This is a genomic window from Massilia sp. LC238 (genome assembly GCF_000735635.1).
Classification (GTDB): Bacteria; Pseudomonadota; Gammaproteobacteria; order Burkholderiales; family Burkholderiaceae_D; genus Telluria; species Telluria varians.
In genome coordinates, this window is record NZ_JNNN01000065.1 from 138,778 (window position 1) to 159,874 (window position 21,097).

General features: G+C 65.0%; 25 protein-coding genes. 16 read left to right on the plus strand and 9 right to left on the minus strand.

The window, feature by feature from the left end:
* Positions 1-34 precede the first annotated feature (34 nt).
* Entirely contained in the window at positions 35-379 is a 345-nt protein-coding gene (gene ftsB / locus FG94_RS17450; protein WP_036214240.1) for a cell division protein FtsB, read from the plus strand.
* Between the two features lie 42 nt (positions 380-421).
* Here ftsB and FG94_RS26725 read toward each other — a convergent pair whose 3' ends face one another.
* Positions 422-841: a PAAR domain-containing protein gene (locus FG94_RS26725; RefSeq protein ID WP_229445978.1), complete on the minus strand. Its 420-nt coding sequence runs from the start codon at positions 839-841 to the stop codon at positions 422-424.
* Positions 842-1,090: 249 nt separating this feature from the next.
* Between FG94_RS26725 and FG94_RS17460 the strand changes: the two genes are divergently transcribed.
* Positions 1,091-1,366 (plus strand): hypothetical protein, encoded by a 276-nt coding sequence (locus FG94_RS17460; protein ID WP_036214242.1) that lies wholly within the window; start codon positions 1,091-1,093, stop codon positions 1,364-1,366.
* Between the two features lie 65 nt (positions 1,367-1,431).
* On the opposite strand, the gene FG94_RS17465 is transcribed toward FG94_RS17460, so the two are convergent.
* Complete coding sequence (locus FG94_RS17465; RefSeq protein WP_036214244.1) at positions 1,432-1,938, minus strand: Dps family protein; 507 nt, start codon at positions 1,936-1,938, stop codon at positions 1,432-1,434.
* Between the two features lie 193 nt (positions 1,939-2,131).
* On the opposite strand from FG94_RS17465, the gene FG94_RS17470 reads away from it, so the two are divergent.
* On the plus strand, positions 2,132-2,875 hold the full coding sequence (locus FG94_RS17470; protein ID WP_036214246.1) for a hypothetical protein: 744 nt from the start codon (positions 2,132-2,134) through the stop codon (positions 2,873-2,875).
* A 52-nt stretch (positions 2,876-2,927) separates the two neighbouring features.
* On the opposite strand, the gene hslO is transcribed toward FG94_RS17470, so the two are convergent.
* Both hslO and FG94_RS17480 read right to left on the minus strand, forming a co-directional pair.
* The gene (gene hslO, locus FG94_RS17475) at positions 2,928-3,878 is read right to left on the minus strand and encodes an Hsp33 family molecular chaperone HslO (protein WP_036214248.1); all 951 of its coding nucleotides are present in this window, start codon (positions 3,876-3,878) and stop codon (positions 2,928-2,930) included.
* 4 nt (positions 3,879-3,882) lie between these two features.
* Positions 3,883-4,407: a gamma carbonic anhydrase family protein gene (locus tag FG94_RS17480; protein ID WP_036214250.1), complete on the minus strand. Its 525-nt coding sequence runs from the start codon at positions 4,405-4,407 to the stop codon at positions 3,883-3,885.
* 163 nt (positions 4,408-4,570) lie between these two features.
* Between FG94_RS17480 and FG94_RS17485 the strand changes: the two genes are divergently transcribed.
* The 11 genes from FG94_RS17485 to bamC all read left to right on the plus strand — a co-directional run bounded on the left by FG94_RS17485 (position 4,571) and on the right by bamC (position 13,379).
* Positions 4,571-5,464 carry an alpha/beta fold hydrolase gene (locus FG94_RS17485; RefSeq protein ID WP_036214252.1) on the plus strand — a complete coding sequence of 298 codons (894 nt, stop codon included), beginning with the start codon at positions 4,571-4,573 and terminating at the stop codon, positions 5,462-5,464.
* Positions 5,465-5,714: 250 nt separating this feature from the next.
* A complete protein-coding gene (locus FG94_RS17490) occupies positions 5,715-6,386 on the plus strand; it encodes a hypothetical protein (RefSeq protein WP_036214254.1) in 672 nt (223 codons plus the stop codon).
* Between the two features lie 18 nt (positions 6,387-6,404).
* Complete coding sequence (locus FG94_RS17495) at positions 6,405-6,953, plus strand: FlgO family outer membrane protein (RefSeq protein WP_036214256.1); 549 nt, start codon at positions 6,405-6,407, stop codon at positions 6,951-6,953.
* A gap of 85 nt (positions 6,954-7,038) precedes the next feature.
* On the plus strand, positions 7,039-7,869 hold the full coding sequence (locus FG94_RS17500) for a 3',5'-nucleoside bisphosphate phosphatase (protein ID WP_036214258.1): 831 nt from the start codon (positions 7,039-7,041) through the stop codon (positions 7,867-7,869).
* 230 nt (positions 7,870-8,099) lie between these two features.
* Complete coding sequence (locus FG94_RS17505) at positions 8,100-8,309, plus strand: cold-shock protein (RefSeq protein WP_036214260.1); 210 nt, start codon at positions 8,100-8,102, stop codon at positions 8,307-8,309.
* Positions 8,310-8,442: 133 nt separating this feature from the next.
* The gene (gene htpX, locus FG94_RS17510; RefSeq protein ID WP_036214262.1) at positions 8,443-9,318 is read left to right on the plus strand and encodes a protease HtpX; all 876 of its coding nucleotides are present in this window, start codon (positions 8,443-8,445) and stop codon (positions 9,316-9,318) included.
* 19 nt (positions 9,319-9,337) lie between these two features.
* Positions 9,338-9,961 (plus strand): L-threonylcarbamoyladenylate synthase, encoded by a 624-nt coding sequence (locus FG94_RS17515; RefSeq protein WP_036214264.1) that lies wholly within the window; start codon positions 9,338-9,340, stop codon positions 9,959-9,961.
* 53 nt (positions 9,962-10,014) lie between these two features.
* Entirely contained in the window at positions 10,015-10,671 is a 657-nt protein-coding gene (locus FG94_RS17520) for a site-2 protease family protein (RefSeq protein ID WP_036214266.1), read from the plus strand.
* Positions 10,668-11,243 carry a class I SAM-dependent methyltransferase gene (locus tag FG94_RS17525; protein WP_373965304.1) on the plus strand — a complete coding sequence of 192 codons (576 nt, stop codon included), beginning with the start codon at positions 10,668-10,670 and terminating at the stop codon, positions 11,241-11,243. Before FG94_RS17520 ends, FG94_RS17525 begins: the two co-directional genes overlap by 4 nt.
* Positions 11,244-11,300: 57 nt before the next feature.
* Positions 11,301-12,182 (plus strand): 4-hydroxy-tetrahydrodipicolinate synthase, encoded by an 882-nt coding sequence (gene dapA, locus FG94_RS17530; RefSeq protein WP_036214268.1) that lies wholly within the window; start codon positions 11,301-11,303, stop codon positions 12,180-12,182.
* Positions 12,183-12,224: 42 nt separating this feature from the next.
* Positions 12,225-13,379 (plus strand): outer membrane protein assembly factor BamC, encoded by a 1,155-nt coding sequence (bamC, locus tag FG94_RS17535; protein ID WP_036214270.1) that lies wholly within the window; start codon positions 12,225-12,227, stop codon positions 13,377-13,379.
* 130 nt (positions 13,380-13,509) lie between these two features.
* Here bamC and FG94_RS26730 read toward each other — a convergent pair whose 3' ends face one another.
* The 3 genes from FG94_RS26730 to FG94_RS17550 form a co-directional block, all read right to left on the minus strand.
* The gene (locus FG94_RS26730) at positions 13,510-13,785 is read right to left on the minus strand and encodes a hypothetical protein (RefSeq protein ID WP_036214272.1); all 276 of its coding nucleotides are present in this window, start codon (positions 13,783-13,785) and stop codon (positions 13,510-13,512) included.
* Between the two features lie 268 nt (positions 13,786-14,053).
* Positions 14,054-14,542: a hypothetical protein gene (locus tag FG94_RS17545; RefSeq protein ID WP_036214273.1), complete on the minus strand. Its 489-nt coding sequence runs from the start codon at positions 14,540-14,542 to the stop codon at positions 14,054-14,056.
* Between the two features lie 12 nt (positions 14,543-14,554).
* Complete coding sequence (locus tag FG94_RS17550; protein ID WP_036214274.1) at positions 14,555-15,676, minus strand: cupin domain-containing protein; 1,122 nt, start codon at positions 15,674-15,676, stop codon at positions 14,555-14,557.
* 90 nt (positions 15,677-15,766) lie between these two features.
* Between FG94_RS17550 and FG94_RS17555 the strand changes: the two genes are divergently transcribed.
* Complete coding sequence (locus FG94_RS17555; RefSeq protein WP_036214275.1) at positions 15,767-16,300, plus strand: peptidylprolyl isomerase; 534 nt, start codon at positions 15,767-15,769, stop codon at positions 16,298-16,300.
* A 183-nt stretch (positions 16,301-16,483) separates the two neighbouring features.
* Here FG94_RS17555 and FG94_RS17560 read toward each other — a convergent pair whose 3' ends face one another.
* Together FG94_RS17560 and mutS are read right to left on the minus strand one after the other, a co-directional pair.
* A complete protein-coding gene (locus FG94_RS17560; protein ID WP_036214276.1) occupies positions 16,484-17,449 on the minus strand; it encodes a hypothetical protein in 966 nt (321 codons plus the stop codon).
* Entirely contained in the window at positions 17,449-20,112 is a 2,664-nt protein-coding gene (gene mutS / locus FG94_RS17565) for a DNA mismatch repair protein MutS (protein ID WP_036214368.1), read from the minus strand. Before mutS ends, FG94_RS17560 begins: the two co-directional genes overlap by 1 nt.
* 258 nt (positions 20,113-20,370) lie before the next feature.
* Between mutS and FG94_RS17570 the strand changes: the two genes are divergently transcribed.
* A complete protein-coding gene (locus FG94_RS17570) occupies positions 20,371-21,084 on the plus strand; it encodes a hypothetical protein (protein ID WP_051996886.1) in 714 nt (237 codons plus the stop codon).
* Positions 21,085-21,097: the final 13 nt, after the last annotated feature.

The following is a 21,097-nucleotide window of genomic DNA, read 5'->3' on the forward strand; positions in this document are numbered from 1 at the left end:
GCAGTCCGGCCTCGTCTTTCGTCTCACTGCATTCATGCGACTCATCACCATCGCCCTCGCCGTCCTGCTGCTATTGATCCAGTACCCGCTGTGGCTGGGGAAGGGTGGCTGGCTGAACGTCGCCGACATGCGCGAGCAGGTCGACAAGACCCGCAACAAGACCGAGCTGCTGGAAGCGCGCAATGCCAAGCTGGAATCGGAAGTGCGCGACCTGCGCGACGGCACCGGCGCGGTGGAGGAGCGTGCCCGCTACGAACTGGGCATGATCAAGCAGAATGAAATCTTCGTGCAGGTGCTGCGCAAGGACGAACAGCCCGCGGTCTCGATGACCGTGCCGCCGCCCCCGCCGCCGGAGAAGGAAAAAAAGGGCGGCCGCTGATCTCCGCCTTTCCCGTACCAGCGGCAGCGCCCGGCGGCGCGTTCAGGCTTCGCTGCTACCCCGTGCCGGCATGTAGCCGGGTTGCAGCAGCCCCGTGATCGGCGCATCCCCTTCGAACAGCACGATTTCGCCCATGTTCTGCCGGCTCAGGGCGATCCGGTCGCCGTTCTCGACGTGGCTGCCGACCAACGCAACCGGCCGGTCGCCGAACGTGGACGCATTGCCCGCGCCGGAAACGATGATGCTTTCGCTGCCGTCGGGATAGCGGACCCGGTCGCCGACGCAGGCGATGCGGAAACCGTCCATGTGCACCACGTTATCGGCCACGACGACCTCCCCGCCTTGTACGGTACGCGACCCGATCGTCGCGATGGGATAACGGGCCGTGATTTTTCGGCGAGCCGGTACAGGATTGCATTCTTGATCGACCGACGCTGCTGCCGCTGCGGACATACGCTTCATTGACGCTCCTATGGATGTGACCGGCGAGTGATCCTTCCACGCTTGCCAGACGTGCTCGATGCGGTCTTACTCTCGATATGGCGAAGCGTATTGGAATGCATCAAGGCCGACCCATGGTTGACTTTCCGCAAACCAACATTCATGTAGGACTGGGACTGCACTAAACTTACCGGAAGGTGGGCGTCATGATGCGTACAGGGTAAGACCCTGGCAGTGTATGATCAGCAGAATGACTTCAAGGAACCCAGCATGAACCAGGAAAACACCCCTCTGAATCCCGCAGAGCTCGATTCGCTCGACGCCATTGCGGACTGTCTTGCCGATGCCTTCGAGGACGGCGACGGCGCCGTCATCACCGTGGCCATGCGGGCCGTGGCGCAGGCGCCCGGCCTCGGCGCGCTGGCGGCTGCCGTGGGCATGCCGCGCGACGCCTTGCACACCGCCCTGGTGGCGGAGGAATTCAACCTCGACCTGACGCTCGAGATCATGAAGGTGGTCGACCTGCACATGTCAGGTCGCGGTTGAATACCTGGAGCGTCCAGCTCCAGGCTTGATACGTGCCGCGGTCGGCGACCGCGGCCATTTTCACATCAATCCGACGAGGCGTCGCCCTGGCTCGCGCCAGCGCCTTGCTCCAGGAAGGAGCGCAGCATCCAGGCGTTCTTCTCGTGCACTTCCATGCGGGTGGTCAGCATGTCGGCGGTCGGGAAGTCGTCCAGGTCGTCGGCAACCTTGACGCCCTGGCGCATGGTGCGCACCAGGATTTCGTTGCCTTCGACCAGCTGGCGGATCATTTCCTTGGCCGACAGGACTTCCGGCTCTTCCTTGATGCTCGACAGTTCGACGTAGCGCTTGGAGGTGGCAGGGGCGAAATGGCCCAGGGCGCGGATGCGTTCGGCGATCTCGTCCAGCGCATTCCATTGCTCGGTGTACTGCTCCTCGAACATCACGTGCAGGGTCGAGAACATCGGCCCGGTGACGTTCCAGTGGAAGTTGTGGGTCTTCAGGTAAAGCATGAACGCGTCGCCCAGGACGGTCGAGAGCGAATCGACGATCTTGGCGCGGTCTTCGGTGCTGATTCCGGTATCCATGTGCATCGTTTTTCTCCTGTGGGTGAGTGCAGTGTTTGTAAGGAAATGACAACACTGTCAAAGATGCATCAGCTTAGCACCGCTGAAGAAAATACGTGTTTTGAGTGTCACGGTTCAAATGCGGGGCGTGAGAATGTGCGCACATTGGCAACCCTGCCGTCTTTACAATGCAGGCACCTCTTGCCGATGAAGGACCCTCATGAAGCGACTTTCCATCATCGCCGCCCTGCTGGCGATGGCCGCACCCGCATTTGCCCAGGACGGCACGCCGCCAGAAGCGCCGTCCACCGAAAAGGTCGAAGTCAGCAGCATCAAGGATCCCGAGCTGCTTCCCTACCGCCGCATGGTGCGCGGCCTCGACGCATGGGAAGAAAAGCGCGCGCTGGCGCCGAAGGCGGAGCTGCGCTTCGAACTGTGGACGAAGGACGGCAAGCCGGCCGTTACCGACGGCCTGCAGCTGCGCATCGCCGGCGATACGGTCGATATTGCGCTGCCGCTCGACGCGAGCGGCACCTTTGTTTTGCCGCGTAGCCGGGAAGCCTTCGACGATCAGGCCGATCTGGTTTCGAACCGCAAGAAGGCCGAGATCCGCTGGCGCCCGCACGTACGCACGCCCGGCGTGCCGGCGAATGCGCGGCGCCTGGGCGACCTGCGCCTCGAGTGCGAGGTCGGCGTGGCAGTGCGCAAGGAAGACATTCCACTGCTGTACCGCGCAGGGGCGGTGGCAGCAGGCGGTCTGTGCAGGTTGCCGATGGTGTCCTATCCCTACCGCGCACCGCGGCGTCTGGCCTCGGCCATGATCGTGTCGGGCGAGCGCAAGGCGGGGCTCCCGCTTCACCTGAACGGCGCCGCCTACATGGCGCCGCTGCGCGACAAGAGCTGGGACGACGACGCGCTGGTCGTGTATGAATTTGCCGAGGCGCCGCAGGCCCCTGCGCCGTAAACGACAAGTGGGCGGCAGCGCCGCCCACTTTCGCAAAGCGCCGCTACGACGCTCAGTTGATGCTGCCGCTGGCCGGCATCATGGTTTCCACCGGCGTATCGCTGGCGAACAGCTGGGCGCAATCGACCTTGTCGAATGCGTAGTGCTTGCCGCAGAAGTCGCAGTTGATGCCCAGTTCGCCCAGGTCGGCCAGCGCCGATTCCACTTCCGGCTGGCCCAGCATCTTGAGCATGTTGCCCACCTTTTCGCGGGTGCAGCTGCAGTGGAACTGCGGGTGCTGCGGATCGAAGACGCGGATCGTCTCTTCCCAGAACAGGCGCTTGAGCAGGGTCTCGATGTTCGTGCTCAGGAGTTCCTCGCGCTTGAGGGTCTGGCCCAGCATGACCGCGCGGTTCCAGGTTTCCAGGTCTTCCGCTTCCGAAGCCTGCTTCTGCTGGTCGTCCTTGCCGCTATGGCGCGGGAGCTTCTGCAGCAGCAGGCCGCGCGACACCTGGTCGTCGGCCGCTAGCCACAGGCGCGTGTCCATCTGCTCGGAACGCAGCATGTAGTTCTCGATCACGGTCGCCATGTCGTCACCGATCAGCGGCACCACGCCCTGGTAGGGCTGCTGGCCGGGCACCTTGTCGACCGGATCGAGCGTGATCACGAAGCGGCCCTTGCCGTGCGCATTGAACATCTGCTCCAGGGTCGCGTCGTCGGCCAGCTCGGCGTCCGGCGCCAGTTTCGCGGTGGCGCGGATGCGCAGCTGGGCGTCGCACTCGACCACCAGCAGGCGCACCGGGCCGTCGCCGAAGATCTGCATCACGATGGCGCCGTTGAACTTCAGGTTGGCCGACAGCAGGGCAGACGCGGCCACCATTTCGCCGAGGGCGGCGCGCACTGCCTTCGGGTAGGCATGCCGGGCCTGGATCTCGCGCCAGGTGTCGGAAATTTCGATCAGCTCGCCGCGCACGGCGGCGTTATCGAAGATGAATTTTTGGAGGGTGTCGCGAGTGTCTGTCATTCTGTTATCCGATTTGCTTGAGCTGCGCCTTGAACAGCTGGCCGCGCGCCACGTAGCTCGCGGCGCTGGCCTGCAGGCGCAGCATGTCTTCTTCCGTCAGGGTGCGCACGACCTTGGCAGGCGAACCGAGGATCAGCGAACCGTCCGGGAACTCTTTGCCTTCAGTAACCAGCGCGCCGGCGCCCACCAGGCAGCCCTTGCCGATCCGGGCGCCATTCAGGATGACGGCCTGGATGCCGATCAGCGAACCGTCGCCGACCGTGCAGCCATGCAGCATGGCCTGGTGGCCGACGGTCACGTTCTTGCCCAGCGTGAGCGGGAATCCCATATCGGTATGCATCACCGTGCCTTCCTGCACGTTGCTGTTTTCACCGATGGTGATGCGCTCGTTGTCGCCGCGCAGCGTCGCGCCGTACCACACCGAGGCGTTGGCCTCGAGCGTGACCTTGCCGATCAGGGTTGCCGAATCGGCCACGAAGCTTGAGGTGTCGATCTCGGGCGCATGCTCGCCCAGCTGGTAAATCGCCATGGATGTGCTCGCGGAAGATTGAAATGCCGCTATTGTAAACCCCCTGTCCGCCATCGTCCGGTCGATCGCAAATGGGGACGGGCAAGACGAAATCAAGATTGAAGCGGTATAATGCGAACGGTCGTACTTTTTTCCTCCTTTCGCTCACGCTTTTGCCTGACTTATGCAAGCATCCCGTTCCGAATTCCTCACCATCCGCGGCCTGCGCACCCATGTGCGCCACTGGGGCCGCGAAGGCGCCCCGAAGATCTTCATGCAGCACGGCTGGATGGACGTCGCCGCCTCGTTCCAGTTCGTGGTCGACGCACTCAAGGGCGACTGGCACGTGATTGCCTTCGACTGGCGCGGCTTCGGGCTGAGCGAGCGCTCGCACTCCGACACCTACTGGTTCCCGGACTACCTGGCCGACCTGGAAGCGGTGCTCGACCATTACGCGCCGGGCGAGGCCGTGAACCTGCTGGGCCACAGCATGGGCGGCAACATCGCCAGCCTGTATGCAGGCGTGCGCCCCGCGCGCATCGCCCGGCTGATCAACCTGGAAGGCTTCGGCCTGCCCGCGACCCGCCCCTCGCAGGCGCCGGGGCGTTTCGCCAAGTGGCTCGACGAATTGAAGGCCAAGCCGGAGATGCGCGGCTATGCCAGCCTGGACGAGGTGGCGGCGCGGCTGCAGAAGACCAATCCGCGTTTGTCCGGCGAGCGGGCCGCCTTCCTGGCGGGGCACTGGGCGGCTCGGGACGCGGACGGCCAGTGGCGCATCCTGGGCGACCCGGCGCACAAGATGACCGGCCCGCTGCTGTACCACGCCGACGAGGTGCTGGCCTGCTGGACCCAGATCACGGCGCCGGTGCTGTGGATCGAGGCGGAAGAAACCGAGATGTGGCGCTGGATGGGGCCGAAGGAGCAGGCGAGGGCGGAGATCGACCGGCGCCGCGAGCACTTGGCCAAGGTCACGGCGCGCATGATGCCGGGAGCGGGGCATATGCTGCATCACGATCAGCCGGAATTGCTGGCGCGGATGATCGAGGCGTTCTTGACCGGTTCTGAAGTTCCGGGTTGATCGAGCAAAATTGGATCCCGGCCTGCGCCGGGAGTCATGGGCGCCAGTGGCGCGCATGACGGCTCTACCGCTAGCTGCCAGCCCATGCACGTCGTTCCGGCGAAGGCCGGAACCCAAGTTCGTCGCACGCCGATAGCGTTGTTAGTACCCATCAGCACCCGTTGAGTTAATTGCCCCACGGAAACGCCTGTGCTACAGTCCCACCCGACCCGGCGCCCCGCGCGCCCTTCGACAGACTGACAGGACACACATGCGATTTCGAGCCGCCCTCGCGCTCTGCGGCGCCCTCCTGGCGGCGGGCTGCGCCATTCCCTACAGCCCGGCCCCGGTGGCCACCAACTTCCCCAGCACCCAGCAGGCCAAGCTGCAGGCGGCTGCGCACTGGGGCGTGATCGCACGCCACATGGCGGGCCAGCTCGCGCCCTCGCTGAAGGTGAATGCGAAACGCCCGCTGTACGTCAGCTCGCAGCAGTCGAGCGCCTTTGCCCAGGGCGTGAGCAGCCATCTGGTCTCGGCCCTGGTCAACGACGGCTACATCGTGGTCAAGGTGCCGGATGCGAACACCCTGCGCATCGAACTCGACACCCAGGTAGTCGCTTTCTCGGCCAAGCGTCCGCAGTACAAGTTCGCCGGCGAGCGCAGCCTGCTGGTGGCGGGCGCCTGGGTGCTGACCGAAATCGACCACACCGTCGAGTGGCTGGCCACCGCCGCCATCTTCGCCGAGGACGCCTATTCCTGGTTCCATTCCCAGTTCGCCACTGGTGACACGCCGAAGACCGAGATCATCGTCAACCTGTCGCTGGCCGACGACGCGCGCTACTACGCGCGCACCACCTCGGTGTACTACACCACCGACAGCGATCGCGCGCTGTACGACGCGGCGGCGCAGCCCACCAAGACCTTCGCGGTCCGCAACCATTAAGCACGGAGCACCGAGGCCATGAAGCGAACCCTGACCCTCCGCGCTGCGCTCCTCGCGCTGCCCCTGCTGCTGGGCGCCTGCTCGACGACCAAGGAAGACACCAACTACACCTCGGTCTCGGCGAATGCCTTCGTTGCCGCCAACTACCGCGCCGCCGACGCGCTGGCGCTGCAGCTGCGCGGCAAGCTGGGCGACGAGAAGCCCCTGATCATGGCCACCATCGTCAATATCGACGCGCTCGAGCAGACCTCGATGCTGGGCCGCCTGGTGTCGGAACAGCTCTCGACCCGCCTCGCGCAGGGCGGCATGAAGATGCTGGAGATGAAGCTGCGTAACAGCGTTTACCTCAAGCGCGGGCAGGGCGAGCTGATGCTCACCCGCGAGATCGGCGAGGTGGCCAGCGCCCACAACGCCCAGGCGGTGGTGGTGGGTTCGTATGCCGAGACCCGCGACGCCGTCTTCATCAACGTCAAGGTGATCCAGCCGAGCACCAACCTGGTGCTGGCCGGCCATGATTACGTGCTGGCGAAAGAGGGCACGGTGCGTTCCATGCTTCAATCCAACTGATCTGTTCTCGTAGCAGCACGGCAGGCCCATTGGCGCGTACAATGTTTCGCTCCATCGCCAATCAATCGCCACTACGCGCCGTGCCATGAAAGCCGATCTCCACTGCCATTCCAACGTCTCCGACGGCGTGCTCGCACCCGCCGCCGTCGCCGCCTATGCGCGCAAGGGCGGCGTCGACGTCTGGGCGCTGACCGACCACGACGAAATCGGCGGGATCAAGGCCGCGCGCCAGGCGGCCGGCGAGCTCGGCATGCGCTTCGTGGCCGGCGTCGAGATCTCGGTGACCTGGGCGAACGAGACCGTCCACATCGTCGGCCTGCAGGTCGACGAGGACAACCGGGCCCTCATCGACGGCCTGGCCGCCACCCGCAACGGCCGCCAGGCGCGCGCCAGGGAGATCGCGGCCCAGCTGGACACTGCCGGCATTCCCGGCGCCTATGAGGGCGCACTGCGCTACGTCGGCAACCCGGACCTGATCTCGCGCACCCACTTCGCCCGCTTCCTCGTCGAGATCGGCGCCTGCGGCTCGACCTCCGAAGTGTTCCGCAAGTTCCTCACCGAGGGCAAGCCGGGCTACGTGCCGCACCGCTGGGCCACGCTTGCGGACGCGGTCGGCTGGATCCGCGGCGCCGGCGGCATCCCGGTGATCGCGCATCCGGGCCGCTACCCGTTCAGCGACACGGCCGAAGGGGCGCTGTTCGACGAATTCCGCCAGCTGGGCGGCAATGCCATCGAAGTGGTCACCGGCAGCCATACGCCGGACCAGTACCAGACCTATGCCGAGCTTGCGCGGCGCTACGGCTTCCTGGCCTCGCGCGGGACGGATTTCCATGCGCCGGGAGAAGCGCGCGTCGAGTTTGCCGAACTGCCGCCGCTGCCGGCCGGGCTCACACCGGTCTGGCACGACTGGTTCTGAGACATGTGCAGGCTGGCAAGTTCTGCACGCGACAGGTAAATAAACCCGAAATCATTAGGTGGAACGGGAGAAGTCCTGTATCTTCAATCGGGCACAACATCAAGTCGTCGTTCTAGTTGGTCTCTTTCCCGTCTCGCCATCCGGCATTCCTGTTTGATTCCCTCCTGCTGCATTCTTCTTGCTTGCCTGTGCGTTCCGGCATTTTTGCCTCATCACATTCAAGGTTACACATGACTACTCAAACCGGCACCGTCAAATGGTTCAACGACTCCAAGGGCTTCGGCTTCATTACTCCTGACGCAGGCGGCGGCGACCTGTTCGCGCACTTCAAGGATATCCAGTCGGACGGCTTCAAGAGCCTCGCGGAAAACCAGCGCGTCTCCTTCATGCGCGCCAGCAGTCCGAAGGGCGACAAGGCGAGCGAGATCCGCGCCATCTAAGCCGTCGGGGCGGAAACCCGCCTCTCGGAACATGCCAAGCCCGCTCATGCGGGCTTTTTCTTTGGCTTGAAATTTTCGCTCGTCAGCCCAATCTTTGCAGCCTGACATCATCTTGTTGCCAGGAGGGCTGTCCATGAAACGCATCGTGTTGTTCCTTGCCACCAACCTCGCCGTGGTGCTGGTGGTGTCGCTCGTGCTCAACCTGCTCGGGGTGGGACGCGCCGTCACGGGGCAGGGGATCGATATCGGCAGCCTGGCCGTGTTCTCGCTGGTGGTCGGCTTCACCGGTTCCTTCATCTCGCTCCTGATGAGCAAACCGATGGCCAAGTGGTCCACCGGGGCGCGCGTCATCGAGACCCCCGCCAACGGCACCGAGCGCTGGCTGGTCGACACCGTGCGCAGGCTGTCCGAGCGCGCCGGCATCGGCATGCCGGAAGTCGCCGTCTACGAAGGCGAACCGAACGCCTTCGCCACCGGCGCCTTCAAGAATTCCGCGCTGGTCGCGGTGTCCACCGGGCTGCTGGCCAGCATGAACCAGGACGAGGTCGAGGCCGTGCTCGGCCACGAGGTGGCCCACATCGCCAATGGCGACATGGTCACGCTCACCCTGATCCAGGGCGTGGTCAACACCTTCGTCGTGTTCCTGGCGCGCGTGGTCGGCTATTTCGTCGACAAGGTGCTGTTTCGCAGCGAGGACCGTGGCCCCGGGATCGGCTACATGATCACCGTATTCGTGTGCGAGATCGCATTCGGCATCCTGGCCTCGATCATCGTCGCCTGGTTCTCGCGCAAGCGCGAGTTCCGCGCCGACGCCGGTTCGGCAAAGCTGCTGGGCAGCCCGGTGCCGATGCAGCATGCGCTGGCCCGCCTCGGCGGCCTGGCGCCGGGTGCGCTGCCCTCGTCGATGGCCGCCTCCGGCATCTCGGGCAGCGGTGGCGGCTGGGGCGCGTTGTTCTCGACCCACCCGCCGATGGAGCAGCGTATCGCGGCGCTGCAGGCAATCAGATAAAAAGAAAGGCAGCATCCAGATGGCCCAATACTTCCAGATCCACCACGAGAACCCGCAGCCGCGCCTGGTCAAGCAGGCGGCCCAGATCATCAGTTCGGGCGGCATCGTCGCCGCGCCGACCGACTCGGCCTATGCGCTGGTGTGCCGCCTCGACGACAAGGCCGCGGTCGAGAAGCTGCGCCGCATCCGCGGCGTCGACGACAAGCACCACCTGACGCTCCTGGTGCGCGACCTGTCCGCGATCGCGCACTTCGCGCGCGTCGACAACACCCAGTACCGCCTGCTCAAGGCGACCATGCCGGGCCCCTACACCGTGATCCTGGAGGCCACGCGCGAAGTGCCGCGCCGCCTGTCGCACCCGTCGCGCAAGACCATCGGCGTGCGGGTCCCGGAAAACCAGATCATGCTGGCGCTCATCGAGGAACTGGGCGAGCCCCTGATCGGCACCACGCTGCAGCTGCCGGGCGACGACCACATGCTGTCCGATCCCGACGAAGTGCTGGAGCGGCTCGGCAAGCAGATCGAGTTGGTGATCGACGGCGGGGCCGGCACGCTCGAGGCGACCACGGTCATCGACCTGACCGGGCCGGCGCCGGAACTGGTGCGCGAGGGCAGGGGCGATCCGGCCGCGTTCGGGCTGTAGGGCTTCAGTTTCTCCTAACAGCCGGGTCCTGCGGACCTGTTAGAATCGCGCACATGGATCCTGAACTGATACGCAACATTGCCGTCTACGCGCTGCCCGTCCTCTTTGCGATTACCCTGCACGAAGCCGCCCACGCCTACGTCGCTCGCTATTTCGGCGACAACACCGCCTATGCCGCCGGGCGCATGACGCTCAACCCGCTGGTGCACGTCGACATCTTCGGCACCATCGTCATCCCGATCGCGCTGTACCTCACCACCGGATTCGTGTTCGGCTATGCCAAGCCGGTGCCGGTCGACTTCAACCGCCTGCGCAACCCGAAGCGCGACATGGCCTGGGTGGCCCTCGCCGGTCCCGGCGCCAATTTCATCATGGCGCTGATGTGGCTGATCCTGGCCTTGCTGCTGGTGGCCTTCGGCGTGGGCGAGGAATTCCCGCACAAGGTGGCGCAGGCCGGCGTGTTCGCCAACCTCCTGATGTTCGCCTTCAACCTGCTGCCGATCCCGCCGCTGGACGGTGGCCGCGTGCTCACCAGCATGCTGCCGAACACCCTGGCCTACAAGTTCGCACGTATCGAGCCGTATGGATTCTTTATCGTATTGGGGCTGATCTTCTTCAACCTGCTGGCCTTCTGGGTGTGGCCGGTGATGAACCTCGGCCACATGCTGGTGGAGCTGATCGCTTCGCCGATCAGGCTGCTGCTGATATGAACATGATGAGCCTGCCGGTCTCGCCCTGGGTCGCACGCTTCGCGCCGCTGGCAAAGGCCGGCGAAGCGCTCGACCTGGCCTGCGGCAGCGGCCGCCACACGCGCCTGCTGGCGGCGCGCGGCATGCAGGTGCTGGCCCTGGACCGCAACGCCGAGCTCCTGGCTGCGCTCGCCGGCCCGAACGTGACGACGCTGCAGCACGACCTCGAGGCCGAGGGCGCCGTCTGGCCCTTCGAGCCGGGGCGCTTCGCGCTGATCGTCGTCACCAATTACCTGTACCGCCCATTGTTCCCGCAGCTGGCGGCCAGCCTGCTTCCGGACGGCATCCTCATTTATGAGACCTTCGCCCAGGGCAATCAGGTCTACGGCAAGCCCTCGAACCCGGATTTCCTGCTGGCCCCGGAAGAACTGCTGGGCCTGGCGCACGGGGGCGGCTTGCAGGTGCTGGCCTACGAGGATGGCCACGTCGACCGCCCCCACCCGGCACAGGTGCAGCGCCTGTGCGCGGCCGGTCCCGGCTTTGCCAAAACCGAGGCAAAGCTCGACCATAATGTGGGTACGAATGAACCATAGAGGCGGGCGATCCGCTACAATCAGACTTTTATTTACTTTCCGGCACGGCCAACGCATATGATTAAGGGCAGCATCGTAGCAATCGTCACCCCGATGTTCGAGGACGGCAGTCTTGACCGCGACTCTCTGCGCAAGCTGATCGACTGGCACATCGCGGAAGGCACCGACGGCATCGTCATCGTCGGCACCACGGGCGAATCGGCCACCGTCTCCCCCGAGGAGCACGCCGAACTGATCAAGATCGCGGTGGATCATACCGCCGGCCGCATCCCGGTGATCGCCGGCGCGGGCGGCAACTCCACCGTGGAAGCCATCGCACTGACCCAGCACGCGAAGGACGTCGGCGCCGACGCTTCGCTGCAGGTGGTCCCGTATTACAACCGTCCGACCCAGGAAGGCATGTACCGCCACTTCAAGGCCATCGCCGAAGCGGTCGACCTGCCGGTCATCCTGTACAACGTCCCGGGCCGCACCGTTGCCGACATGAGCAACGAGACCGTCGCGCGCCTGGCGCCGATCGACAACATCGTCGGCATCAAGGACGCCACCGGCAACATCGGCCGCGGCATCGAGCTGCTGCGCATGGTCGACAAGTCCTTCGGTGTGTACTCGGGCGACGACCCGACCGCGATGGCCCTGATGTTCTGCGGCGCCGTCGGCAACATCTCGGTGACCGCCAACGTGGCCCCGCGCGCGATGCACGAGCTGTGCGCCGCCGCCATGGCCGGCGACGTGGCGCGCGCGGTCGAGATCAACAACCGCGTGCTCGACCTGCATGCCAAGCTGTTCGTCGAACCGAACCCGGTGCCGGTCAAGTGGGCCCTGGCCGAAATGGGCCGGATCCCGACCGGCCTGCGCCTGCCGCTGGCGCCGCTGGGCTCGTCCTTCCACGATACCGTGCGTGGCGCACTGGCCCAGGCGGGCCTTCTCTCTGCCTGAACCCGTAAGGGTTCCGGTTCCTGGTAACTGATATCGAACGACATGACAAATCGCACTAATAAGACCCTCGCGACTCCTGGCGCCGCGCGCGTGCTGACGCTGACCGCGATCGCGCTGAGCCTCGCCGGCTGCACCACCATCTTCGAATCGGACAAGGTCGACTACCGTGGCGCCAAGAAGGCCGCCAACCTGGAAGTTCCGCCGGACCTGACCGCGCTGCAGCGCGACAACCGCTATGCCGTCCCGGACGGCAAGGGCGTGGCGACGGCATCCGGTTTCCAGCAGCAGATGGGCGCGCAGGGTGCGATGGCGCCGGTGGCCGGTTCGCTGCAGCCGATCGGCCCGGTCTCGACCGACGCCGTGAGCGTGCAGCGCAATGGCGACCAGCGCTGGCTGGTGGTCAAGCAGACCCCGGAACAACTGTGGCCGCAGCTGCGCCAGTTCTGGGAAAACCAGGGCTTCGCCATCGAGACCGAATCGGCCACGACCGGCACCATGGAAACCAACTGGGTCGAGAACCGTTCGAAGATCCCGCAGGACTTCATCCGCCGCTCGATCGGCAAGGTGTTCGACAGCGCCTACTCGACCGGCGAGCGTGACAAGTTCCGTACCCGCCTGGAGCGCCTGCCGGACGGCTCGACCGAGATCTGGATCAGCCACCGCGGCGCCGAGGAAGTGCTGCAGGGCGCCCAGAAGGAAACCACGATCTGGACCGTGCGTCCGAACGATCCGGGCCTGGAAGCGCAGTTCCTGGGTCGCCTGGTGGCCCAGCTGACCGGCGTCAAGGAAACCAAACCGGCCGAGACCATGGTCGCGAACGCGCCGGTGGCGCCGCAGCAGGCCACGCTGGTCGGCAATGCCGTGGAACTGAACGAAGGCTTCGACCGCGCATGGCGCCGCGTCGGCCTGGCGCTGGATCGCGTCGGCTTCACCGTGGAAGACCGCGACCGCGTGCAGGGCGTGTACTTCGTGCGCTACGTCGATCCGGATGCGGCCAACAAGGATGGCTTCTTCAAGAAGCTGTTCACCTTTGGCGCGGACGACAAGGCCAAGGAAGCCCAGCGTTACCGCGTGATCGTCAAGACGGAGCAGGGCGCCTCGACCAGCCAGGTCAGCGTGCAGACCAATGACGGCAAGCTTGAAACCGGCGAAACCGGCGCCAAGATCCTGAAGCTGCTGGCGGATGAGCTGAAATAATCGGAAACTTGACGATGTCGTCGAAACCGGCCCGAGCGGCCGGTTTTTTTATGCGCGGGTGGTTTGCACGCAAACAGTAGGGACGAAAAAAAACCGGCCCGCAGGCCGGTCTTGAATCAGATCGCGCTGATTACTTGGTTGCAGCAGCGTCAGCAGCTTGCGAAGCAGCGGTCGAAGCAGCAGCAGCAGCGTCAGCAGCGGTCGAAGCAGCAGCCGAAGCGGCAGCAGCAGCGTCAGCAGCCGGAGCAGCGGTGGTTGCGTCGGTAGCGGCCGGGGTAGCAGCAGCGTCGGTGGTAGCAGCAGGTGCTTCAACAGCAGCCGGAGCGACCGGAGCAGCTTCTTCTTTCTTGCTGCAAGCAGCCAGAGCAACAGCCATCAGGGAAACGATCAGCAGGGATTTTTTCATGATTTTCCTTAATATTTCAAAAGTAAGTACTGCTTGTTTGAATAATAATTACCGGTAATTATTGCTCAGAGGAATTTTCGTGCTTTCGTTAAAAGCAATACTGCCAGATAGGCAACGGAACCTTCCTGACCTGATATTATAGCCAAATTTACTGAATCGCAATAGCGAACTCATTCCTTGGCGAAAGTATTTTGCGGTTTAACAAGCTTCATATTGTTACAAGATGAAACGGCCAGGCCGCCAGCTGGTAGCAACAGGCTTATAACGTTCATAAGCCGGTTGTGGTTGACTGAAGGACAGAAAAAGATTCCGTCCAGATTGCGTCGAAGCGATGCCGCGGCAGCTCCACCGCTTGCGCGAGCGCGAAGCTGGCTTCGCCCCGCATGTGCGCACTGTGGAAGCGGCGCACCAGGTGCAGGTCGTCGGCGATGCAGAAGGAATCGGTAAGATTGCGCAGGCCTTTCGGCGTGCTGCGGCAACCGAGCAGGTGGCCGTAGTCGCGCAGCAGGCGCAGGAAACGCGGGTAATGGCCTTCGATGTGGGCCGGCGAGTGCATCGCCAGGCGCAGCACGCCGCCGCGTCTGAAAAATTCCCGCAAGCTTGCATCGACTTCGCTGCTTCCCAGCGGGAATACGGCGAAGTCGGGGTCGAACAGGTCGAGGCGGGTGCGCGCGGCAGCCAGGCAGGCGCGGAACTGGCTCTCGAATTCCGCCCGGGTGTCGAAACGAACCACTGCTTCCCTTACCGGCTCCTGCATGGCGCCTCCCGTTCAGCCCAGTTCCACCCAGCCGTCCTGGTACCAGGTGTACAGGGCTTCGAGCACGTCGTCGGTGGCGCTGCCCAGCAGTTCGCCGCCAATGCGGCGCTCGTTGGCCAGCACGTCCAGCACTGCCTTGTCGGCGCGGCTGACGGCGAAGGACTCGCCATTGATGAAGACGCTCTTGCCGCGATACAGCATCAAGGTCTTGCTCGACAGTTTCAAGCCCTTTTTCGCCGCGGTTTCCATGAAGCGGCCGACCGTCAGCGGCTTGGCCGGACCGGTGAAGTACACGTTGTGTTTCGGCTCGGACAGGTATTCGCCCAGGAATACCGAGACGTCTTCCTCGTCCCAGCGCACCTTGTTGAGTTCCTCGACGATGGTCGCGAGCATCTCGCGCGGGATCTCGGCCGGGTTCCTGGTCGGCTGCAGGTCGGGGTCGGCATAGCGTCCCGGCAGGTCGATCGAGTCGGCCATGAACTGCAGGAAGGCTTCGCCCATTTCCTGGAAGGAGGGCGAGCGGAAACCGATCGAATAGGTCATGCATTCGCCCTCGGCCACGCCGTCGTGCGCATAGTGCGGCGGCAGGTAGAGCATGTCGCCCGGCTCCAGGACGAATTCTTCCTCGGCCTCGAAGTTGGCGAGGATCTTGAGCGGCAGGCCTTCGACCAGGTCGAGGTCCTGCTGGGCGCTGATGCGCCAGCGGCGCTTGCCCTGCGCCTGCAGCAGGAACACGTCGTAGGAGTCGAAGTGCGGGCCGACGCCGCCGCCGTCGCTGGCGTAGCTCACCATCAGGTCGTCGAGGCGGGCGTCCGGCACGAAGCGGAACTGGCGCAGCAGTTCGTCGGCGCGCTCGTCGACCAGGTTGACGCCCTGGACCAGCATGGTCCACTCGCGTTCGCTGCGGGACGGCAGTTCTTCCAGCGGGCCGTGCTGCATGTCCCACTGGCCGCCGCGCAGGGTGACGAGGCGCGACTCGACGTCATTCCGGCGAGCGAGCTCGGCAAGTTTCTCGAATTTCAGGAGCGGCTTGAAGCCGGGGATGGCCTGGCGGATCAGGAGCGGTTTCTTGTGCCAGTAATCGCGCAGGAACTGGGCGGGAGTAATATTCCCGAGAAGCTGTAATTTTTTCATGCGCCATTATAACCAGCCAAATGAGCCAAACTGGCAAGTGCCATGGTTCGGTAAGGGTATAATCCGGGGCTTACAACGAAAGGATCTGCGATGAAGATTGCCAAGAATACGGTCGTGTCGGTCAACTACAAGCTGTCGGACGCCCAGAACAACCTGATCGAAGAGGGTTCCCAGCCGATGGTGTACCTGCACGGGGGCTATGAGAACACCCTGCCGAAGATCGAAGAAGAGCTCGACGGCAAGGAAACCGGCTATTCGTCGACGATCCAGGTCGAGCCGGAAGACGCCTTCGGCGACTACGATCCGGAGCTGGTCAAGGTCGAAGACCGCAAGCGCCTGCCGGAGCCGCTCGAAGTCGGCATGCAGTTCGAAGGCATGGCCGAAGGCGTGGACGACGAGCCGACCATCTTCACCGTGACCGACATCGCGGACGACAAGGTGGTCCTCGACGGCAACCACCCGCTGGCCGGCATGGCGCTGCGCTTCGACCTGTCGGTGATCGACGTGCGCGAAGCCACGGCGGAAGAAATCGCCCACGGCCACGTGCACGGTGCGCACGGCCACCATCATGAAGAGATGGAAGACAGCGAAGAGGGAGACCACTTCCGCAGCAAGCCGCTGTAATTCAGTTGGTTCGCGCCTGCGGTGCTCGGATGCGCTGCGGGACTGCGACGAACTTGGGTTCCCGCCTGCGCGGGAACGACGGTCTTGAGGCTAACGGTTAGATTGCACGCTAGCGTTTGCCATCGTTAGCATTAGCACGTCATCCCGGCAGAGGCCGGGATCCAATGTCTGCCTGCGCAGCCGCTAACGCAGCATTTCGCCCAGCGAAAACACATTCTCCCCCTTGCCCGTCACCCGCAGCTCCACCGCGTGGGCCCCGACGGACAGGTGACCCAGGTTCCCGCGCCACGCGATCGCCGGCCGCGCGTCCTTGGGCAGTCCCGCACTGTCGATCACCAGCACCCGCCCCTTGAACCCGGCTGCCCGCTGCTGCAGCTGGCGGCGCGTCTCGGCGAAACCGTCCTGGCCCGCCGGCGTACGCTGCAGCAGGGCGCGCAGTCCGTTGGCCGGCTGCAGCAGGGGCTGCATATTCCCTTCGGCGAACAGCACCACCGCATCGACCTTGTCCTGCTTGGCGATCGCGAACAGGCGGTTGAGCCAGAAGCGGTTGGCCACGGTCCGGTCCTCGTACTCGCTGTTGCGTCCCGCCGCCGCCAGGTAGTGGTTGTTGGCCGCAGGCAGGTTGATGGTGGCGTACAGCACCTTGCCGACCTGCCAGTGGGCGTTCTCGGCATAGCTGCGAAAGCGCGGACTGCTCGACAGGCGCGTCAAGGGAAGCTTGTCCTTGCCGAGCGACTCCGGCTCGCTGTAGAACAGCTCGCGCAGCCGGTTCAGGCGTTCGATGGCGTTGGTGCGGCCCGCCGAATTGCGGCAGCCGGTCCAGTCGTTGCCGCTCAAGGACAGGATCACCGGACGCCTGGCCTTGTCGAACAGGTCGCGCCGCTTCTGGTAAAGGCGGTCGCCGCAGGCTTCCCCGGCCCCCTTGATGCCGGTGACGACCAGGAAGGCAAGCTCCGGGTCCCTTGCGTCGAGCAGCAGCTCCTTCAGCGCCTCCTCGCCACCCTCGGCCGCGCGGTGGCCCGCGACGGCGAAGCGGTGCGCATGTTCATCCGTCTCTTTCTCTTTTTTCTTGTCGCGGGCGAAGGCAGGCGCCGCCGCCAGGGCCGCCGCGAGCAGGCTCGCCAGGAGGAAGGGACGGCGCGCCGGCATCAGGCGACGAGCCGTTTCAGCTCGTAGAGCCGTTCCAGCGCTTCACGCGGGCTCAGTGCGTCCGGGTCGATGGCCGCGAGGGCCTGCTGCAGCTCGTCGTTCGCGCCGCCCGCAGGCGGGGCGGCGCTCTCCGCTACGTCTTCCACCTCTTCGCTTGGCGCGGCGAACAGGTCGAGCTGGGGCGTCGTGTCCAGCGCCTGCGATTCGAGGCGCGCCAGGTGCTTGCGCGCGGCGCGGATCACGCCAGGGGGCACGCCCGCCAGCTGCGCCACCTGCAGGCCGTAGCTTTGCGAAGCGGGACCGTCCTGCACCGCGTGCAGGAACACGATGCTGTCCTTGTGCTCCACCGCCGACAGGTGCACGTTCACCGCGCTCGGGTGGGTTTCCGGCAGCTGGGTGAGCTCGAAGTAGTGGGTCGCGAACAGCGTGAAGCTGCGGCTGGTCTCGATCAGGTGGCGCGCGATCGCCCAGGCCAGCGCCAGGCCGTCGAAGGTCGAGGTGCCGCGGCCCACTTCGTCCATCAGCACCAGCGACTGCTCGGTGGCGCCGTTGAGGATGGCCGCCGATTCGGTCATCTCGACCATGAAGGTCGAGCGCCCGTTGGCCAGGTCGTCGCTGGCGCCGATGCGGGTGAAGATGCGGTCGATCGGGCCGATGGTGGCGCTAGTGGCGGGCACGTAGCTGCCCACGTAGGCCAGCAGCGTGATCAATGCCACCTGGCGCATGAAGGTCGATTTACCGCCCATGTTCGGACCGGTGATCAGCAGCATGCGGCGCTCGTTCGCCAGGCGGCAATCGTTGGCGATGAAGCGCTCGATCTGGTTTTCCACCACCGGGTGGCGGCCTTCGACGATGCTGAGGCAGGGCTCGTCCACGAGCTGGGGCGCGCACCAGTTGTTGCGCACCGCATGGCTGGTCAGGGCCACCAGGGTGTCGAGCTGGGCCAGGCCGCCGGCGATCGACTGCAGGCAGCCGATGAAAGGCGCCAGGTCGCCCAGCAGGGCGTCGTACAGCATCTTCTCGCGGGCGAGGGCGCGGTCCTGGGCCGACAGCGCCTTGTCCTCGAAGGCTTTCAGTTCCGGCGTGATGTAGCGCTCGCAGTTCTTCAGGGTCTGGCGGCGGCGGTAGTCTTCCGGCACCTTGTCGGCCTGGCCGTTGGTGACTTCGATGTAGAAGCCGTGCACCCGGTTGTACTCGACGCGCAGGTTGGCGATGCCGGTGCGGGCGCGCTCGCGCGCCTCGAGGTCGACCAGGAACTGGCCGGCGTTCTCGGACAGCGCGCGCAACTCGTCGAGCTCGGCGTCGAAGCCGCGCGCGAACACGCCGCCGTCGCGCACCATCACGCTCGGTTCTTCCATGATCGCACGCGTCAAGAGGTCGAGGCAGGCTTCCGGTGGGGAGAGCAGGTCGTGGACCTCGCGCAGCAGCGTGGTGTCGCCCGGGACGAAGCAGCGCGCCACCTGTTCGCGCAAGGCCGGCAGCTGCTTCAGGCCGTCGCGCAGGCAGGACAGGTCGCGCGGGCGCGCCGACAGCAGGGCGATGCGGGTGGTGATGCGTTCGATGTCGGGCACGTTGGCCAGGGTGCTGGACAAGCCGCGGGTCGCATCGAACTGGGCCAGCGCGGCAATCGCCTCGTGGCGCGAGCGCGCCACGCGCTGGTTGCGGCGCGCATGGTGCAGCCAGTGGCGCAGCATGCGCGAACCCATCGCGGTGCGGCAACCGTCGAGCAGCGAGAACAGGGTCGGGGATTCCTGGCCGCGGATGGTCTCGGTCAGCTCCAGGTTGCGGCGCGTCGCCGCGTCCAGGCCGATGTATTCATTTTCAAGCTCGCAAGCCAGGCTCTTGACGTGCTGCAGGCCGCGGCCCTGGGTCGACTGCGCATAGCGCAGCAGCGCGCCGGCCGCGCCGAAGGCGGCGCCCAGCCCGTCCGCGCCGAAGCCGGTGAGGGTGGCCACGCCCAGCTGGTCGAGCAGCGCTTGGTGGCCCTTGAGGACGTCGAAGTGCCATTCCGGCACGCGGTTGGTGTGCGCCACCGGCTCCGATTCAAACAGGTCGGCGCAATCGGCGCGCAGGATCTCGGCCGGCGCGATGCGCTCGAGTTCATGGGCCAGGCGCGACTCGACCGCACGCCCCTCGCCCGAGAATTCCATCAGGCGCAGCACGCCGCTGGCCAGCGACAGCCAGGCCAGGCCGACCGTGACGTTCTTGCGCTGGGGGAGCATGCACATGGCCAGCAGCGGGCGGTCGGCCTTTTCCGGCAGCAGGTCGCTGTCGGTCAGGGTGCCCGGAGTGACCACGCGCACCACCTTGCGCTCGACCGGACCCTTGGACAGGGCCGGGTCGCCGATCTGCTCGCAGATGGCGCAGGATTCGCCGATCTTGACCAGCTTGGCCAGGTAGCCGTCGAGCGAGTGGAAGGGCACGCCGCACATCTTGATCGGCTGGCCGTTCGAGGTGCCGCGCGCGGTCAGCGTAATGCCGAGCAGGCGCGCCGCTTTTTCCGCGTCGTCGTGGAACAACTCGTAGAAATCGCCCATGCGGTAGAAGACCAGCATGGTGGGGTAATCGGCCTTGATGCGCAGGTATTGCTGCATCATGGGAGTGACTTTTTCCGTCGCGCCGGTCTTCAGGGCGGCGGCATTGATTTCGTTGGGAGCGTTCATGTGGTCGTGATTCGGTACGGCAAGGCAGGTGTTGCCCGGGCTCGTCATTTTACCCCCGATCGGTCAAGCCGGCGCTGTAAAACGGACATCATGGCAGCGCGATGCTGCGGGCCGTCTCCTGCGGCGTGGCTCTGCCGCATATGTACAAGTCGTATCGAAAGTTGTCAAAAGTCTACAATTATCGGACAAAAAACCGTCTGGTTCGAGACATGCCAGACGCTTATCCTCGGTCACTTCCAAACCCCTGGAGGAATGCCGATGTTCATCAAAAAAACACTCGCCCTGGGCATGATCGGTTCTGCCTGCCTGCTCGCAGCATGTGGCGGCGACACGCTCGACGACGCACTGCCCCAGATCAGCACCAGCTTCGCCGCCTCGCTCGATGGCTGGGTGGGCGCGTTCGCCGACTATGAGGAGGCGACAGCGCCGACCGAGGTCGTGTGGGAGTTGCGCCCCTTGCCGGCGCCCTTGTCGGGCCAGGCCTACTACACGGGCGGGACCAATCGCAGCGACGACCTGTTTGTCTACAGCAGGAAAAAATTCAGCGGTTATGCGCCGTCGGCCTCCTACCTGTTGCGCTTTGAAATCGAGATCGCCACCAACCAGTCATCCGGTTGCGTCGGCGTCGGCGGCGCGCCGGGCGAAAGCGTCTACGTGGTCGCGGGGGCGGCGCCGACGGAGCCGAAGACCGTCCAGGTCAACGGCGAGTGGAGGGTCGACCTCGACCGCGGCAACCAGGCGACACCGGGCGCCGCCTCCCAGGTGCTCGGCAACGTCGCCAACGCCGTGCCGGACTGCGGTCCCCAGGTTTTCCAGACCAAGGTGCTCAAGAGTACGGCCCCCTTGGCGGTCACCAGCAATGCCAACGGTGACATCTGGGTCTTCTTCGGGATCGACTCCGGTTTCGAGGCAAGAAGTGCCGTGTTCTACAAGTCGATCAAGGTCGCTGTCGAGCCGGCGCGCAAGCAGTAAGGAGGTCCAGCGC

Coding starts and splice junctions, on each gene's coding strand:
- FG94_RS17505 (WP_036214260.1), top strand. CDS start 8,100: ATGACTACTCAAACCGGCACCGTCAAATGGTTCAACGACTCCAAGGGC.
- htpX (WP_036214262.1), top strand. CDS start 8,443: ATGAAACGCATCGTGTTGTTCCTTGCCACCAACCTCGCCGTGGTGCTG.
- FG94_RS17560 (WP_036214276.1), bottom strand. CDS start 17,449: ATGCCGGCGCGCCGTCCCTTCCTCCTGGCGAGCCTGCTCGCGGCGGCC.
- FG94_RS17465 (WP_036214244.1), bottom strand. CDS start 1,938: ATGCACATGGATACCGGAATCAGCACCGAAGACCGCGCCAAGATCGTC.
- FG94_RS17470 (WP_036214246.1), top strand. CDS start 2,132: ATGAAGCGACTTTCCATCATCGCCGCCCTGCTGGCGATGGCCGCACCC.
- FG94_RS17550 (WP_036214274.1), bottom strand. CDS start 15,676: ATGAAAAAATTACAGCTTCTCGGGAATATTACTCCCGCCCAGTTCCTG.
- FG94_RS17485 (WP_036214252.1), top strand. CDS start 4,571: ATGCAAGCATCCCGTTCCGAATTCCTCACCATCCGCGGCCTGCGCACC.
- FG94_RS26725 (WP_229445978.1), bottom strand. CDS start 841: ATGAAGCGTATGTCCGCAGCGGCAGCAGCGTCGGTCGATCAAGAATGC.
- mutS (WP_036214368.1), bottom strand. CDS start 20,112: ATGAACGCTCCCAACGAAATCAATGCCGCCGCCCTGAAGACCGGCGCG.
- FG94_RS17525 (WP_373965304.1), top strand. CDS start 10,668: ATGAACATGATGAGCCTGCCGGTCTCGCCCTGGGTCGCACGCTTCGCG.
- FG94_RS17520 (WP_036214266.1), top strand. CDS start 10,015: ATGGATCCTGAACTGATACGCAACATTGCCGTCTACGCGCTGCCCGTC.
- FG94_RS17570 (WP_051996886.1), top strand. CDS start 20,371: ATGTTCATCAAAAAAACACTCGCCCTGGGCATGATCGGTTCTGCCTGC.
- FG94_RS17515 (WP_036214264.1), top strand. CDS start 9,338: ATGGCCCAATACTTCCAGATCCACCACGAGAACCCGCAGCCGCGCCTG.
- FG94_RS17555 (WP_036214275.1), top strand. CDS start 15,767: ATGAAGATTGCCAAGAATACGGTCGTGTCGGTCAACTACAAGCTGTCG.
- FG94_RS17460 (WP_036214242.1), top strand. CDS start 1,091: ATGAACCAGGAAAACACCCCTCTGAATCCCGCAGAGCTCGATTCGCTC.
- FG94_RS17500 (WP_036214258.1), top strand. CDS start 7,039: ATGAAAGCCGATCTCCACTGCCATTCCAACGTCTCCGACGGCGTGCTC.
- FG94_RS17545 (WP_036214273.1), bottom strand. CDS start 14,542: ATGCAGGAGCCGGTAAGGGAAGCAGTGGTTCGTTTCGACACCCGGGCG.
- ftsB (WP_036214240.1), top strand. CDS start 35: ATGCGACTCATCACCATCGCCCTCGCCGTCCTGCTGCTATTGATCCAG.
- FG94_RS17495 (WP_036214256.1), top strand. CDS start 6,405: ATGAAGCGAACCCTGACCCTCCGCGCTGCGCTCCTCGCGCTGCCCCTG.
- hslO (WP_036214248.1), bottom strand. CDS start 3,878: ATGACAGACACTCGCGACACCCTCCAAAAATTCATCTTCGATAACGCC.
- FG94_RS26730 (WP_036214272.1), bottom strand. CDS start 13,785: ATGAAAAAATCCCTGCTGATCGTTTCCCTGATGGCTGTTGCTCTGGCT.
- FG94_RS17480 (WP_036214250.1), bottom strand. CDS start 4,407: ATGGCGATTTACCAGCTGGGCGAGCATGCGCCCGAGATCGACACCTCA.
- FG94_RS17490 (WP_036214254.1), top strand. CDS start 5,715: ATGCGATTTCGAGCCGCCCTCGCGCTCTGCGGCGCCCTCCTGGCGGCG.
- dapA (WP_036214268.1), top strand. CDS start 11,301: ATGATTAAGGGCAGCATCGTAGCAATCGTCACCCCGATGTTCGAGGAC.
- bamC (WP_036214270.1), top strand. CDS start 12,225: ATGACAAATCGCACTAATAAGACCCTCGCGACTCCTGGCGCCGCGCGC.